Genomic DNA, 15,809 nt, shown 5'->3' with positions numbered 1-15,809 from the left:
GACAGGGTGATTCCGGTGTCACCGCTAGGGCGGTGGTGCAATTAAATGGGGCCGCAGTTACAGTCTGCTGTGTTTACATCAGGCGCCGTTCGCTTGCCCGCCGGACCGCGCCCTGCCGGTTGCTGACGCCGAGCTTCGCGAAGATGTGCTTGGTGTGGGTCCGCAGGGTGTTGTGCGAGATGAACAGTGCCCGTGCAATCTCCGGCCCGCTCAGCTCGCTGTCGAGGAGCCTGAGTACCTGCAGTTCCCGCCCGCTCAGCTTTTCGGCGTTTGACACCGCGCCCGTCGAGGCCTGCCTGTCCGGGCCGGGCGGTTCGTGGCCCTGGTCAGGGGCTTCAGCATCTGCCGGCGGAACCATGCTGAGAAGGCGGTGGGGGTGGTCGCCGCCGGTTCCGTGCTCGACGGCGTCGCGCAGCAGTCCCAGCATCGGCGCCCCTTCCGCGAGGAAGAGCCGTGCATAGCCGCCGGGTTCCGGTACCTCTGTGAAGGCGCGGCCCAGCATGTCGCGGGCCCGCTCCCGGTGTCCGTGCACGTCTTCGAGCAGTGCCTGCAGCATGCGGATCTCCACGATGCTTCCGGCCCGGCCGTTTGCCGCAGCGGACTCAAGCAGCCGCTCTAGAAGGCGGGCTGCCTCGTCGCTGGCGCCGCCGTCGTCGGGCTGTCCCCTAAACTGCGCGATGAGAAGCCGCACCAGCGTCAGGTGGTCAAACTCGCGCAGGTAACTGGCGTCGTCGGTGACGGACAAACGCCTTGCCCTCGCCCAGTCGCCGGCCTCAGCGAGTTCGCCCTGGGCGATCCGGATCCTGGCCTGCATGGCAGCGATGGGGCGTACCTCCGGAAAGAACCCCCGCCGGTAGAGCTGCTCCGCCTGGCCAAGGAGGCCGACGGCGTCGTCCGGACTTCCGCCGGCCCAGGCAGTCAGTGCCCTGGCGACAAACCACCGGTACCGGCTCTCTGTCATGGGGGACCGGTCAAAGAACACGGCTGCTTCCCGGAGGCGTCCTTCCGCGCCGGCGGGATCCCCGGCTTCACACTCAATTTCGCTGAGCCCTACATGCAGTTCCGCCGTTGCCCGGGCCACGCGGTCCCCCAGCGACTCGGCCAGCCGCAGCCCATCCAGGTAGAGACGCCGCGCCTGGCCGGGACGGCCCGCGGCGAGCCACATGTCAGCCAGGATCACGGTGCTGCTCAGGGCATCGACGAGGTTGCCGGACGCATGCAGGCTTTCCACAGCCTGCGTGAAAGTCTCGAGCGCGGACTCCACGTCCCCTCCCACCCAGGCGGCGAGGCCCAGGAACCCGGCGGCTGCACCGCGCGAAAGATGATCGTTGGGACCGGCCAGGTCAAGAGCCCGCCGGGCATGCTCCGCCGTCCCGGCCACATCACCTCGTGCCTGGGCCAGCGAAGCGCGGTAGACGGCGATGGTGGCGGGGAGCGCGCGCAGCTCCTCGGTGTCGGCCCAGGGCAGAGGCTGGCCGGGCGGCACCTCGGCCAGCGCACGTTCGGCGTCCTCGAACCGGGCCTCCACATCCTGGAGGTCACCGGTGGCCATCAGCATAAACCCGTAAAAGACGCTGAGAACGGGGCTGCGCCTGACCACGTCGTCTGGCAGTGCCTTGAGCCAGCCGAACAGCAGGCTCTCCTGCCGCTCGCGCCGGATCATGGGGACCGCCAGTTCCATCAGGTGGGCGGCACGGCCGAAGTCCTGGCCCGCCAGCGCGTGACTGACTGCTTCATCCGTCAAGGCATTGTGTTCGTACCAGAGGCTGGCGCGCTCATGCAGCAGTGGCACAAGCCCGGGCTGCTGGCTGAGCAGGCGCGCCCGCAGGACGTCGGCGAAAAGGTGGTGGTAGCGGAACCACTCCCGCCGGTCGTCCAACGGAACGAGAAAAAGGTTGGCTCGCTCAAGGGCGGTGAGCATCCCGCTCCCGTCCCCGCCGCCCGTTACCGCGTCGCAGAGGGGCCCGCTGAGGCGGTCCAAAACCGACGTGTTCAGCAGGAAGTTCCGGACCTCCTGGGATTGATACTCAAGTACCTCCTCGACCAGGTAGTCCACGATGTACCGGTCGTTCCCGGCGAACCCGGCAACGAAACCGGCAATATCCGCGCGCCCCTGAAGGGAGAGTGCTGCCAGCTGCAGGGCGGCAACCCACCCCTCCGTGCGCTGCTCCAAGGCCGCTACGTCCGCCTCGGAAAGACCCAGCCCGGCTGCCTCGTTGAAGTAGGCGGCTGCCTCCTGGGACGTAAAACGGAGTTCCGCTGCCCGCACTTCCACTAGCTCGCCCCGCGCCCGCCAGCGCGACAGCGGGAGCCCCGGGTCTGCCCGGGTACTGATGATCACGTGGATGTTGGGCGGAAGGTGCTCCAGCAGGAAGGCCAGCCCTTTGCCAACTTCCGGGTTGTCCACGAGGTGGTAATCGTCGAGAACCAGCCACACCTCGCTCGGGGCCGCGGCCAGGTCGTTGACCAGAGTGGTGAGCGCGCCCTCGACCGGCGCAGCGGGGGAAGCGAGGAGCTCCAGGGCTGATGATCCGACGCCTGGCACTGCTCCTTGCAGCGCCGACACCACGTAGGTCCAGAAACTGGAAGATTCCTTGTCGGTTGCGTCCAGCGAGACCCAGGCGACCCGCCGTTCGTCCGGCCGTTCGTGCGCCCTGTCGTCCGGCCCGGTGCCCAACCACTGGGCCAGGAGGGTGGTTTTGCCGAATCCGGCCGGGGCAGACACCAGGGTCAGCCGCGCGTCGGCTCCTCGGCGAAGGCGCTCCAGAAGCCGTGCGCGGGTCACAACCTGGAATCGCACCTTCGGGACGAACAGCTTCGTCGCGATGAGCGGACGTGCCATAGGACTCCCCGTTTCAACCTGCACCGCCAGAGCCTCCATGCGGCAACCAGCACCAGCGTACCGGTTCGAAAGGACGGTGGAAGCAAGGCAATAGGCCTGGGTCAAAACGCTGGATGCCCCCGCAGGAAGTGCGGGGGCATCCAGGGAAAAGCTGCAGGACGTGATGGCGCGTCCGGGGAAAAGCTGCGGGACGTGATGGAGCGTCCCGGGAAAGGCTGCGGGACGTGATGGCGCGTCCGGGGAAAAGCTGCAGGACGTGATGGCGCGTCCGGGGAAAGTTAGATTCCCAGGGCTTCCTTCAGCGCTGCCACGTGGCCCTGGGCCTTCACCTGGTACTGGGCGAGCGTGACGTAGCCTGCGGGGTCCACCACCACGGTGGAACGGACGATGCCTTCAACGATCTCGCCGTCGACCAGCTTCTCGCCCCAGGCGCCGTAGGCCAGGGCAACTGCGTGGTCCTCGTCGGAGAGCAGCGGGAAGGTGAGGGAGAAGTCGCCGGTGAAGCCGGCCAGTGCCTCGGGGGCGTCGGGGGAGATGCCGATGACCTCGTAACCCTTGCCCTGCAGCGAGGCAAGGCTGTCGCGGAAGTCGCAGGCCTCGGTGGTGCAGCCGGGAGTGGCGGCCTTGGGGTAAAAGTACACGATGACGTTCTTGCCACGGTAGTCGGCCAAGGCGGTCTCGCGGCCCTGGGCGTCCTGAAGGGTGAAATCAGGGGCCTGGGTTCCGGGCTGAAGCTTGGTGGTCAGGGTCTGGCTCATGGCGTTCCTTTGGAAGTCTTTGTCAGTTAATGGCAAAACATCAAGTGAAGCGGGTTCCCGCTTAGTCATACAACTCCGGCGTCATATGCAGTATTCCGCCGGGCCCCGGACAGTTGCGCAGGCACCCGGCATAAACCGGTATCCGCCGCCCCGTACGGTTGCCACGGCATGGCGGGCATTGCCGAGTTTCCGGCGGATCCGGCCCACGTACACGTCGATGGACCGGGCCGAGGCGCCGGGGGTTTCAAACGAATCGAGGAACTCCTGGAGTTCCTCCCTGTCCACCGGACGGGACAGGTGGGTCACCAGGTACCGGAGCACCTTGAACTCGACGCCGGTCAGCGCCACCGGCGTGCCGTCCAGCAGGACCTGGTCGGCCGCCAGGTCTACGGCGACCCGGCTCACAGGGCCAGCGGACGGCGGCAGTCGCGTGCCGCCGTCGTCCTCGCTGGATAGCGCGGCGGGTGCCACGTCAGGTGCCCCCTCAGGGGCCTCTTCAGGTGCTTCTTCACGTGCGCCGGGGTTCTCCGCCGCGGAAGGAGTGCGGGAGGAGTGGTCTGCGGCTCCTTCCGCTGGGGCGGAGACCCCGGACGTGGGGGCTCCGGCGGCAGGCCAATGGACTTCCGCCTCCGGAGCAGTTTGCAGGGCCCGGGCAAGGACCAGTTGGGCGGCGCGGGCCAGCAGTTCGGGGCTGGTGCCCTCCTCGGGAACCACCCACATGGCAAGGCCGCGGGCTGCCGCCCGTTTGGCAGGAACCGGATGCCGGGACAACCCCCTTGGGTAGTGCGCTTCCACGGCCACGGGGCGTCCTTAGACTCCGCCGCGGCGGATCAGCTTGCCCGTGGGGGTCTGGCCGTCCACCACGGCGCCGCGCAGGAACGTCTTCCGGACCACGCCGGAGAGGGCCTTGCCGTCGTAGGGAGTGATGGGGTTCTTGTGCTTGAGCTTGGACACGTCCACCACAAAGGCCTCGTCCGGGGCGAAGACGGCGAAGTCGGCGTCGTAGCCCAGCGCCAGCTGGCCCTTGGTGGAGAGCCGGGCGAGGGCTGCCGGCTTCTCGCCCATCCAGGACACCACCTGCTCCAGCGGGATGCCGCGGTGCCGGGCCTCGGTCCAGATCAGGGACAGGCCCAGCTGCAGCGACGAAACGCCGCCCCACGCCACGGCGAAGTCACCGTTTTCCAGGTCCTTCAGGTCCAGCGTGGAGGGGGAGTGATCCGAGACGATGCAGTCGATGGTGCCGTCCAGCAGGCCCTGCCAGAGTAGTTCCCGGTTGGAGGCCTCACGGATGGGCGGGCAGCACTTGTAGGCGGTGGCGCCGTCCGGGATTTCCTCGGCCATCAGCGTGAGGTAGTGCGGGCACGTTTCCACGGTGAGCTTCACACCGTCGCGCTTTGCGGAGGCGATCATGGGCAGCGCGTCCGACGACGAGAGGTGCAGGATGTGAGCACGCGCACCGGTCCAGCGGGCCCGTTCGATCACCTCGGCGATGGCTTTGTTCTCGGCGCCGCGCGGGCGGGAGGCGAGAAAGGTGGAATAGTGCGCGCCGCCGGGATGGGGCGCGTGGTCGATGGCGTGGGAGTCCTCGGCGTGGACGATCATGAGCGAGTCGAAGGACTTCAGCTCGCGCATGTCCTCTTCCATTTCGTCCGCCTCCAGGTGCGGGAACTCGTCCACACCGGAGTGCAGGAGGAAGCACTTGAAGCCGAACACCCCTTCATCGTGCAGGGCGCGCAGGTCGCCCTTGTTGCCGGGGATCGCGCCGCCCCAGAACCCGACGTCGATGAACGCCTGGTCCTCGGCCACCTCGCGCTTGAGCTTGAGGTTTTCCACTGTGGTGGTGGGCGGGACGGAGTTCAAGGGCATGTCGATGATGGTGGTGACGCCGCCGGCTGCCGCGGCCCGTGTGGCGGAGGCGAAGCCCTCCCACTCGGTGCGGCCGGGCTCGTTGACGTGGACGTGGGTGTCCACCAGGCCGGGGATCAGGGTTTCGTCGTCGGCCAGTTCGATGACCTCGGTGCCGGCCAGGCCGTTGCCCAGCGGTTCGAGCGCGACGATTTTTCCGCCGCGGACACCAACCTCCCGGGGTGCGAGGCCGGCGGTGGTGAGAATGCGCTGGCCGCGGATGACCAGGTCAAAACGTTCTTCAGACATGGAGGTCCTCCTTGGTGGTGGCGGTGCGGGCCAGCCTGTTTGCTGCCAGCCTTCCGCTGATCTGCGTGCCCAGCTGCTCCAGAAGCTGTGCAGCCTCTGCTATGCACCTGTCTACATTGCTTTCCAGCTCGGTCAAAGCGTAAACGTCGTCGAATCCCGCGGCGCTGGCCTGGTTCCGGTGAAGGGTGGTCCGGCCGCATACCGCGATCACCGGAACGCCCTGCCCGGCGGCGGCCCGGGCAACGCCCATGGGCGTTTTGCCCAGCAGGCTTTGCTCGTCCAGGCTGCCTTCGCCCGTAATCACCAGGTCGGCGCCGGCCAATCTCTGCTCCAGTCCGGTGAATTCGAGGACGACGTCGATGCCTGGGCGGCGGGTTGCGGCCAGTACGGCGATGGCTGCGTAGCCCACGCCTCCTGCCGCTCCGGCGCCCGGGGCTTCCGACGCCTTGATGGCACGGTGTCCGATTTCCCTGGCCAGGACTTCGACAAACCTGGCCAGGGCGGCGTCGAGCAAGCCGACGTCCTGTTGTTTGGCGCCTTTCTGCGGGCCGAAAATCGCCGCGGCGCCCTGGGCGCCCATTAGGGGATTGTCGACGTCGGACGCTAGCACAAAGCGTGTGTCCTTCAGTCGGGGTTCGAACCCGCCGAAGTCGATCCGGTCCAGGTGGGCCAAAGCGGCACCGCCGGCCGGAAGTTCGGTGCCCGCTGCATCGAAGAACCGGGCGCCGAGCCCCTGCAGGACTCCGGCGCCGCCGTCGGTGTTGGCGCTGCCGCCCACGCCCAGGATGATGCGGTTGCAGCCTGCGTCGAGGGCGGCGCGGATCAGCTGGCCGGTGCCCAGGCTGGTGGCGGTGCGCGCCGCCGCCGGGCCTGGCCGTCCCCCAACCAATGCTCCGGCGGGGAGCAGGGCCAGGCCCGAGGCAGCCGCCATTTCGATGACTGCCTCATTGCCCCGGACAGCGAAGTCGGCCGTGACCGGTTCGCCTGTTGGCCCGGCCACCAGTGCGCTGCGGCGGGTGAAGCCGGAGCCGACGGCGGCGTCCAGGGTGCCCTCACCGCCGTCGGCTACCGGGATCCGCAGGACCTCAAGGTTCCCGCCCGCTCCGCGCTGCAGCCCCTTTTCCAGGTGGCTGCACACTTCGGGGGCGGACAGGGACCCTTTGAACTTGTCCGGGGCAATGACGATCCGCATGGCTGTCTTTCTTGTTCTAGGTGTGCAGGTTCCAGGTGTGCAGGTTTAGGCCTGCAGCGCCAGGATTGCGGTGGGGGCGTCGGCGGCGGTCTCGGCCAGTTCCTCGAACTCGTTCACCGCGTTAATTTCCACACCCATGGAGATGTTGGTGACCTTTTCCAGGATCACTTCCACCACCACGGGAACCTGGAATTCGCCCATCAGTGCCTTGGCCTTGTCGAAGGCGGCGGCGAGGTCGTTGGGGTCTTCCACGCGGACGGCCTTGCAGCCCAGGCCCTCGGCCACCTTGAGGTGGTCCACGCCGTAGCCGTTTGTCTCGGGCGAGTTGATGTTGTCAAACGCCAGGGACACGTTCTGCTCCATGTTGAAGCCGCGCTGGGACTGGCGGATCAGGCCCAGGTAGGAGTTGTTCACCACCACGTGGATGTACGGCAGGTTGAACTGCGCGCCCACGGCCAGTTCCTCAATCATGAACTGGAAGTCGTAGTCGCCGGAGAGGGCCACCACCGTCTCGTCCGGCTTGCCGCGCACGACGCCGAGGGCTGCCGGAGCGGTCCAGCCCAGCGGGCCTGCCTGGCCTGCGTTGATCCACTTGCGCGGGCCGAACACGTGCAGCATCTGCGCGCCGGCGATCTGGGACAGCCCGATGGTGGACACGTAGATGGTGTCACGGCCGAAGGACTTGTTCATCTCTTCATACACGCGCTGCGGCTTGATGGGGATGTTCTCGAAGTGCGTCTTGCGGTGCAGGGAGGCCTTGCGCTCGGCGCATTCGGCAACCCACGCGCTATAGTCCGGCAGGGACCCGGCCGCCTTGCGCTCCCTGGCGAGTTCAACCAGCCCAGCCAGCGCCGCACCGGCGTCGGACGCGATGCCCAGGTCCGGCGAGAACACGCGGCCGATCTGCGTGGGCTCGATGTCGATGTGCACGAACTTGCGGCCGGCCGTGTAGGTGTCCAGTCCGCCGGTGTGGCGGTTGGCCCAGCGGTTGCCGATGCCGATCACGAAGTCGCTCTGCAGGTAGTTCTCATTGCCGTAGCGGTGGGAGGTCTGCAGGCCCACCATGCCGGCCATGAGGCGGTGGTCGTCAGGGATGGTGCCCCAGCCCATGAGGGTGGGGATGACCGGGATGTTCAGGGTCTCGGCCAGCTCAACCAGCTGGGCGGAGGCGCCGGCGTTGATGATGCCGCCGCCGGCCACGATCAGCGGGTGCTTGGCTGCCGTGAGCATGTCCAGGGCCTTTTCCAGCTGCTTGCGGCTGGCCTTGGGCTTTTCGACGGGCAGCGGCTCGTAGGTATCGATGTCGAATTCGATCTCGGCAAGCTGGACGTCGATGGGCAGGTCCAGCAGTACCGGGCCGGGGCGGCCGGAGCGCATCAGCTGAAAGGCCTTCTGGAAGGCACCTGGGACCTGGCCGGGCTCCAGGACGGTCATGGCCATCTTGGTGACGGGCTTGGCGATGGACTCGATGTCCACGGCCTGGAAGTCTTCCTTGTGCAGCTTGGCAACAGGCGCCTGGCCGGTGATGCAGAGCATGGGGATGGAATCGGCCCAGGCGGCGTACAGACCCGTGATCATGTCCGTTCCGGCGGGGCCGGATGTGCCGATGCAGATTCCGATGTTGCCGTCCTTGGCGCGGCTGAAGCCGTCGGCCATGTGGCTTGCGCCTTCTACGTGCCGGGCCAGGGTGTGGCGGATGCCGCCGTGGGCGCGCATTGCGGAATAGAAGGGGTTGATTGCCGCGCCTGGCAGGCCGAACGCCTCGATGGCGCCTTCCTTTTCCAGGATGGCAACCGCTGCATCAACGGTACGCATCTTGCTCATGGTGTGCTCCTTGAAAGCTGTGGTTGGGCCCGGTGGTTGAGCCTGTCGAAACCTGTTTTTGGGTGTGCTGTAGGAAGCCCTGCTGGTGAGGGCATTAAAAGTTCGTTGGGTGAGCCGGTCTAAACCTGGATTTCGACAGGCTCAATCACCGGTGATTGAGCCCGCTGAAACCTACTCGCGGCCGCTGAGCTGGAGGACCTGCTTGAAGAGTCCGGAGTGGTCGAGGCCGCCGTCGCCCTGGTTGACGGTGGCCGCGACGAGCTGTGCGACGACGGCACCGAGGGGGACGGCGACGTTGGCTTCGCGGGCGGCGGAGGTGACGATGCCCAGGTCCTTGTGGTGCAGGGCCAGGCGGAAGCCGGGGTCGAAGTTGCGGTCCAGCATCTTCTGGCCCTTCTGGTCCAGGACCTTGGAGCCGGCCAGGCCGCCGCCGAGGACCTTGAGGGCTGCATCGGTATCCACGCCGTAGGCCTCAAGGAAGGCTATGGCCTCGCCGAGGACCTCGATGTTGACGGCCACGATCAGCTGGTTGGCTGCCTTGACGGTCTGGCCGGAGCCGGAGGGGCCCACGTGGACGATGGTCTTGCCGACGGCGGTGAGGACATCCTGTGCTGCCTCGAAGTCTGCCTTGTCGCCGCCCACCATGATCGAGAGGGCGGCGTCGATGGCGCCCTGCTCGCCGCCGCTGACCGGTGCGTCGAGGGGGCGGATGCCGGCTTCGCGGGCTTCGTCGGAAAGGCGTTTGGCGACGTCCGGGCGGATGCTGGACGCATCGATCCACAAGGTGCCCTGCCTGGCGTTGGCGAAGACGCCGTCCTTGCCGCTGACCACACCCTCAACGTCGGGGGAGTCCGGCACCATGGTGATAACGACGTCGGCATCCTTGACGGCGTCTGCGATGCTGGTGGCGCCCTTGCCGCCTTCGGAGACGAGCTTGTCGATCTTGTCCTGGCTGCGGTTGAAGCCGGTGACGGCGTGGCCGGCCTTGACCAGGTTGATGGCCATGGGCAGGCCCATGATTCCGAGGCCGATAACTGCAACGTTGCTCATTGTTTTTTCCTTTACTGAAAGTCTGAGTGGTGGGCGTTTATTGCGAGGCGTGCTGGCGGATGGCCCAGCTGAAGGCTGTTTCCTGCGGTTCCTTGTATTCGAGGCCGATGTAGCCCTCGTAGCCGAGTTCGCGGCTGCGTGCGATCCACTCGCCGAGCGGGAGGGTACCCGTGCCCGGGGCGCCTCGGCCGGGGTTGTCCGCGATCTGGATGTGCCCGAAGTCCTTGGCATGGTTCTCGATGACGGATTCGACGTCGTCGCCGTTGACCGCCAGGTGGTAGAAGTCGGCGAGGAACTTGATGTTGTCGACGCCGGCCTCCGCCTTCACGCGGGTGATGACCCTGAGTGCGTCGTCAGCCGTGAGGAGCGGGTACCTGGGTGCGCCGCTGACGGGCTCGAGGAGGACGGTGCCGCCGATCCGGGCCACGCCTTCTGCTGCCGCGGCAAGGTTCCTGACTGCGAGTTCGTCCTGCTCTTCAGGGGTGAAGTCGTCCTGCCGGTTGCCGTAGAGGGCGTTGAACGCCTTGCAGCCCAGACGCGCGCCGATTTCGGCAACGACGTCGATGTTGTCCTTGAACTCAGACTCGCGGCCGGCCCAGGAGACCAGGCCGCGGTCGCCGCCGGGCATGTTGCCGGCGTTGAAGTTCAGGCCGGTGAGCTGCACGCCGGCGTCCGTGACGGCGTTCTCGAATCCGGCGACCTCGGCGTCGCCGGGGACTGAGCTTTCGAAGGGCCACCAGAACTCGACAGCATCAAAGCCCGCTGCCTTGGCCGCGGCCGGGCGCTCGAGCAGGGGCAGCTCCGTGAGGAGGATGGAGCAGTTCACTGTGTACGTCATCGTAGGTCCTTCCAGGGAGGGCTTTGATCTATCTTCTCTGCTTCTCCGGTTCCTACCGTTTCCGCTTTGTGGAATTTAGATTCTGCTTTATGAAAAGTGTAGGGAAGGAGGGCGGGGTGAGTCAAGGGGGCTTGAGGCGGCGGGAGCGGCCTGCTGGAGCAAAACGGCAGCAGTGCAGGAATTGCTGCAGACGAAGGAGCCAGGGGCTCATAGCCCCTGGCTCCTGGCGGCATCGGTTTTTGCTGAACCGACTAGTGGACGTTCACGTCCCTCAATACTTCGCTCTTTTCCCAGTCGGACCAGTCAGACAGGTGACCATTGGCGTTTTCAACCGCGAACGAAACCTTGTGATAGACCTCTTCGCTGCCGTGGCGGTCCAGGTTCTGTTGGACGTGGTCAAGGCTGTCTATGATTTTGTAGTCGTCCTTGTGGTCCAGATGGCGCACGAAGTAGTCGTCGCCCAGGCGGGTATCGCTGCCGCGGTCAGCCTCGTACCGGATCTGTCTGATGTGGACGGTCCTTTTCCCGTCTTCACATTTCACACTGATCCTAAAGTTCACCCAGTTGCCTCGTTCGTCCGTTGGCTTCAGGGGCTTGACGGTACAGCCTCTAATTGAGTCGTCGTCGTGGGCGTGGGCCGGGGCAGCGAATGCCGCGGAACCCACGAACAGGCCCAGCGAGAGAGCCGGAATCAGGGCGATCTTTGCCCGGGTTGTACGGCTTTTAATTGTTGGAGTGATGGACATTTTTGCTCCTGAAAGGATGCGTTTCACCAGTTTTTGGGTGCAATTCCCCAATATTGGGTCGAGCCAGGGCGCGACTGAGCCTTGCCGTTGAGCAGGGTGGCGGCCGCAGCCTGCAGTCCCATTTTACGATCAGCACGCCCCGGTTGAGCGGGGGGCCTGACGTTGCCGGATTCAGTCTGGTTTGGGATCCGATAGTTAATCGTGCGCCTGCGCTTGGGCCCGCGCTAGGGCCCGGGCTACCCAATACTGGTCGGTTTTCCCCATTGACTTCAGAGGGGGTAGGGCTACGGTTAGAGATACGCTGGCACTGCCCGGCGGACGCGTGTGCGCCGGGGGCAAAGGCGTGTACGGCTCAAGGTCTCGCTTATACTTCACCGCTCGTCGGTATCCGAACCCACCGTCTGGTTCGCAGCCAGGCGTCCCCATCCCGATCAACAGGCTGTGTCCACATGACCGCAAATTTCATCAGAGCGTTGGCAGTCAAATCATTTGATGATCCCGATAAAAAGCGTTGCCCGGACAAGGCGGAGTTCGATCTTGTCACGGTGGACGACTACTCGGTGGCGCGGCTGATCCTCGCGCCCGGCTGGCGGTGGTCCCTGTCCGCCAAGCCCGCCGAACTGACCGACTTCTGCGAGCACCACCACCTCGGCTACTGCATCTCCGGGCAGCTCGAGATTGAAACGGCCGACGGCGGGAGGTCAACCATCCACGCCAATGACACCTATGCGCTTCCTCCCGGACACGATGAATGGGTGGTCGGGGAGGAGCCGTTCGTCGGCGTCGAGTTCCTCGGTGCCGCCTCGTTCGGCAGGCCGCGCAGCTTCGGGATGCACGCGCTGATCTGAGTTATTCCTGCTGGCTGTTCCGGCGCTAAAAGCACCGCAAAGCACGGCCTCACGCCTAAAAGCACGGCCTCACGCCGCAGGCCGCGCCTGCCGCCTGCGGCGTACTTCCAGGATGCCAGTTCCCGCCAGGGCGATGGCGGTCGCGAGCAGGATAAGTGGTCCTGCCCCGCCGGCCGGGCCCAGGGTGGCTGCCAGGATTTGCCGTCCCATGAAGGCCATCTCCTCGAAGTCGCCCAGGTAAACGCGGGTGCCAAGGACGTAATTGACTGAAATGAACAGCGCCGGCACTACCCACAGCAGTACAAGGTCCCCTGCCCAGACCAGGATGCGGATGGTGGGCCGGAACCCGCACCAAGCCAACGCCAGGCCTACCAGCACTGCGGGTAGCCAGCGGGCGATCGTGGGTACCGCGGCAGGTACGTTGCCAACGCCGGCGAGGTTCACCACCCATTCCACCGCCCAGGACGCAAAGGGGACCGCCATAAGGCCCAGCCCCAAAGCGGCCAGGGCAGGTGACTTGGACGCCAGGAGGAACAGCGCCACCGCGCTGGCAGCGACGGCGGCAATCACCCCCGCCAGCAGGCCCGCGAAGTAAAGACCCGAGGCGGATCCCGGCGCCAGCCCGGCGCGGACAACACTGAACGCCTGGATCGTGGCTGCGCCCTGGACCGCGAGGACGCCCGCCGCCGCGCTCCAAGTTACCGCCCGACGTCGTCCCGGCCGGCACAGCCGAACCGTGAAACCGGCAAGGGCTCCACCCACTGTCATCAGGGCCACCAATGTGGTGAGTTCGTATTGGCTCAGGGGCAGCAGCGATACCGGCATCTGTGCCGGAAGAACTTCCGTTGCCCACAGGTTCTGCAGCGGCAGCCGTGCGCCGGTCACAAGCCAGGGAGCCAGGCCGAGCAGTCCTGCCAGGACTCCCATGAGTGCGGACGTCCACGGGCTCACGTTGCGCTCCCCCTGATCAGCCGTGGGTGCTGCTGATACGGCCCATGCCGACTGGCGCTCGTTCGACCTGGGGTGGCTCATGGAGGCTCCTTTGCCCGCGGGCGTGCGCGAAGGACGGCAGCACCGGTGGGGGTTGTCGGGGACAGCCAAGATACTACACCGAATAGATTAATCCGCCTTCTCAGCGGGGGCGGATACTGAAGAATCTGGCGGACGCGGCGCGTCAGGAGTCCAGACCAGAGCGAGGGATGCAGATACCGAGTGGTCGGGCTTCTCCGGCGGCGCGGTGTAGGCCCGAAGAACCAGGAGGGATTTCCCGGCCAGCTCCACGGTTCCGCCAGCATGCAGGAGGCCGGTGTCCGCGTGTTTCCCGGCAGTATCGATGAGCTGTTCCCAGCTGGGCGAGTACTCGACGCTGGGCAGGGTGAACACCACGGGTTCGTCTCCCGAGTTGCAGTACAGCAGGAAGTTGTGGTCGTTGATGACCCGGCCCCGGTGGTCTTTGCCCACCGCTGTCCCGTTGTAGAACACCCCGATGGCGCGGGCGAGGGGGTTGTCCCAGTCCTCCGGCACCATGGCTGTGGCATCCCTGTCGAGCCAGACAATATCGGGCAGGGGCTGGCCGACCGCTCGTCTGACGGGACGGCCTTGAAAAAATCTGTTGCGCCGAAACGTGGGATGTTCCCGGCGCAGCTGGCTGACGGCGGCAAGGAACTCCGTGAGGGGCTGGTCCGCGGCCTCCCAGTCGATCCACGAGAGCGGCGAGTCCTGGCAGTAGGCGTTGTTGTTTCCCTGCTGGCTGCGCCCCAGTTCGTCACCGTGCAGGACCATGGGGACGCCCTGCGAAAGGAGGAGCGTGGCGAGAAGATTGCGTTGCTGGCGCGCCCGCAGGGTAAGGATGCCGCGGTCTGAAGTAGGCCCCTCTGCACCGCAGTTCCAGGAGCGGTTGTGGGACTCGCCGTCGTTGTTGTTTTCCCCATTGGCCTCGTTGTGCTTGGCGTTGTAGGAGACCACGTCGCGCAGGGTGAATCCGTCGTGGGCGGTGACGAAGTTGATCGAGGCGACGGGCCGACGGCCTGAGCTTTCGTAAAGGTCGGCCGAGCCTGCTAAGCGGGAGGCGAATTCACCCAAGGTGGCGGGGGCGCCGCGCCAGAAGTCGCGGACGGCGTCGCGGTATTTACCGTTCCATTCGGTCCAGAGCGGCGGGAAGTTCCCCACCTGGTACCCGCCGGGACCTACATCCCATGGTTCAGCAATGAGCTTCACCTGGGACACCACGGGATCCTGCTGGACGAGGTCGAAGAAGCTGGACAGCCGGTCCACTTCGTAGAACTCGCGTGCCAGGGCGGAGGCGAGGTCAAAGCGGAACCCGTCCACGTGCATCTCCAGCACCCAGTACCGGAGGGAATCCATCATCAACTGCAGGGTGTGCGGATGGCGGACGTTGATCGTGTTGCCCGTGCCGGTGTAGTCCAGGTAATGCTGCTTTTCATGCTCCACCAGCCGGTAGTACGCCTGGTTGTCGATGCCCTTGAACGAGAGGGTGGGGCCCAGATGGTTCCCCTCGGCGGTGTGGTTATAGACGACGTCGAGAATCACCTCGATGCCCGCGGCGTGCAGGGAGCGGACCATCGCCTTGAATTCCTGCACCTGCTGGCCCGGTTTAGTGCTGGAACTGTAGCTCTCATGCGGGGCGAAGAATCCGATGGTGTTGTAGCCCCAGTAATTGGTGAGCCCCTTGTCTTTGAGGGTGCTGTCCTGGACGAACTGGTGCACCGGCATCAGCTCTACCGCCGTGACGCCAAGCTTCTGCAGGTGTTCGATGACGGCGGGGTGTGCAATGCCGGCGTAGGTGCCGCGCTCCCGGGAAGGTACCTCCGGGTGGGTCATGGTGAGACCCTTCACGTGGGCCTCATAGATCAGGCTGTCGCTGTAGGGGATCCGCGGCGGCCGGTCGTGCTGCCAGTCGAAGAACGGGCTGATCACCACCGACCGCACGGTGTGCGGGGCGGAGTCCTCGCTGTTGAAGGATGCGGGGTCGCCGAAGTTGTAGGAGAACATCGGCTGGCCCCAACTGATGTCGCCGCTGAGTGCCTTGGCATAGGGATCCAGCAGCAGTTTGTTGGGATTGAAGCGGAGGCCACGGGCAGGCTCGTAGGGGCCCTCCATCCGGTAGCCGTACAGTTGGCCGGGCAAAACGTGAGGCAGGTAGCAGTGCCAGACGAAGGCGTCCACCGCCTCAAGGCGGATCCGCTGCTCGACGCCGTCCTCATCGAACAGGCACAGGTACACCGCGCTCGCGGCTTCACTGAACACGGCAAAGTTGGTACCGCTCCCGTCGTACGTGGCACCCAGCGGATAGGGGCTCCCCGTCCAGACTTCCAAGTCCGCCTCCATTTCGAAGAAGAGAACACCATCGAACCACAGTGGCGCCCGTTCTTACTGGAGGATATGACAGGGGTGCGACGGCGATGCAGGACCGCCGCCGCCGTCGTACCTTGCCTAGCGGACCTTGACTAGCAGTGTTCCCTCCTTCCAGTGTTCCCTCCTTCGCGGTACTCCTCGGTCCGCAGCCAGGCGTCCCGATCAGTTGATTGTTGCTTTGG

At 65.8% G+C, this 15,809-nt stretch carries 11 protein-coding genes and 1 pseudogene; 1 reads left to right on the top strand and 11 read right to left on the bottom strand.

The window, feature by feature from the left end; all coding sequences use genetic code 11:
• Positions 1-73 precede the first annotated feature (73 nt).
• The 9 genes and pseudogenes from QFZ36_RS10290 to QFZ36_RS10250 all read right to left on the bottom strand — a co-directional run bounded on the left by QFZ36_RS10290 (position 74) and on the right by QFZ36_RS10250 (position 11,404).
• Positions 74-2,842, bottom strand: a complete 2,769-nt coding sequence (locus tag QFZ36_RS10290; protein WP_306636127.1) for a LuxR C-terminal-related transcriptional regulator — start codon at positions 2,840-2,842, stop codon at positions 74-76.
• A gap of 278 nt (positions 2,843-3,120) precedes the next feature.
• Positions 3,121-3,600, bottom strand: coding sequence for a thioredoxin-dependent thiol peroxidase (gene bcp, locus QFZ36_RS10285; protein WP_306636125.1), 480 nt, complete (start codon positions 3,598-3,600; stop codon positions 3,121-3,123).
• Positions 3,601-3,681: 81 nt separating this feature from the next.
• Positions 3,682-4,401, bottom strand: a complete 720-nt coding sequence (locus tag QFZ36_RS10280; RefSeq protein WP_306636123.1) for a winged helix-turn-helix domain-containing protein — start codon at positions 4,399-4,401, stop codon at positions 3,682-3,684.
• A gap of 9 nt (positions 4,402-4,410) precedes the next feature.
• Entirely contained in the window at positions 4,411-5,754 is a 1,344-nt protein-coding gene (allB, locus tag QFZ36_RS10275) for an allantoinase AllB (protein ID WP_306636121.1), read from the bottom strand.
• Positions 5,747-6,946 carry a glycerate kinase gene (locus QFZ36_RS10270; RefSeq protein WP_306636119.1) on the bottom strand — a complete coding sequence of 400 codons (1,200 nt, stop codon included), beginning with the start codon at positions 6,944-6,946 and terminating at the stop codon, positions 5,747-5,749. Before QFZ36_RS10270 ends, allB begins: the two co-directional genes overlap by 8 nt.
• Positions 6,947-6,991: 45 nt before the next feature.
• Complete coding sequence (gene gcl / locus QFZ36_RS10265) at positions 6,992-8,770, bottom strand: glyoxylate carboligase (RefSeq protein WP_306636117.1); 1,779 nt, start codon at positions 8,768-8,770, stop codon at positions 6,992-6,994.
• Positions 8,771-8,941: 171 nt separating this feature from the next.
• Complete coding sequence (locus QFZ36_RS10260) at positions 8,942-10,051, bottom strand: 2-hydroxy-3-oxopropionate reductase (RefSeq protein ID WP_373427035.1); 1,110 nt, start codon at positions 10,049-10,051, stop codon at positions 8,942-8,944.
• Positions 9,954-10,658, bottom strand: a pseudogene (locus QFZ36_RS10255) (hydroxypyruvate isomerase family protein); the annotation flags it as partial. The gene QFZ36_RS10260 and the pseudogene QFZ36_RS10255, both read right to left, overlap by 98 nt.
• Before the next feature lie 251 nt (positions 10,659-10,909).
• Positions 10,910-11,404 (bottom strand): hypothetical protein, encoded by a 495-nt coding sequence (locus QFZ36_RS10250; RefSeq protein WP_306636112.1) that lies wholly within the window; start codon positions 11,402-11,404, stop codon positions 10,910-10,912.
• A 449-nt stretch (positions 11,405-11,853) separates the two neighbouring features.
• Between QFZ36_RS10250 and QFZ36_RS10245 the strand changes: the two genes are divergently transcribed.
• A complete protein-coding gene (locus QFZ36_RS10245) occupies positions 11,854-12,252 on the top strand; it encodes a cupin domain-containing protein (RefSeq protein WP_306636110.1) in 399 nt (132 codons plus the stop codon).
• A 69-nt stretch (positions 12,253-12,321) separates the two neighbouring features.
• Here the strand turns inward: QFZ36_RS10245 and QFZ36_RS10240 are convergent, their stop codons facing one another.
• A complete protein-coding gene (locus QFZ36_RS10240; RefSeq protein ID WP_306636108.1) occupies positions 12,322-13,284 on the bottom strand; it encodes a hypothetical protein in 963 nt (320 codons plus the stop codon).
• A gap of 87 nt (positions 13,285-13,371) precedes the next feature.
• Positions 13,372-15,588, bottom strand: a complete 2,217-nt coding sequence (gene glgX / locus QFZ36_RS10235; protein ID WP_306636106.1) for a glycogen debranching protein GlgX — start codon at positions 15,586-15,588, stop codon at positions 13,372-13,374.
• Positions 15,589-15,809 lie beyond the last annotated feature (221 nt).

Origin of the sequence: Pseudarthrobacter siccitolerans (assembly GCF_030823375.1) — a bacterium.
GTDB lineage: Bacteria > Actinomycetota > Actinomycetes > Actinomycetales > Micrococcaceae > Arthrobacter > Arthrobacter siccitolerans_A.
Note: the sequence above shows the minus strand (reverse complement) of the source record. Positions and strands in the feature narration are given on the sequence as shown.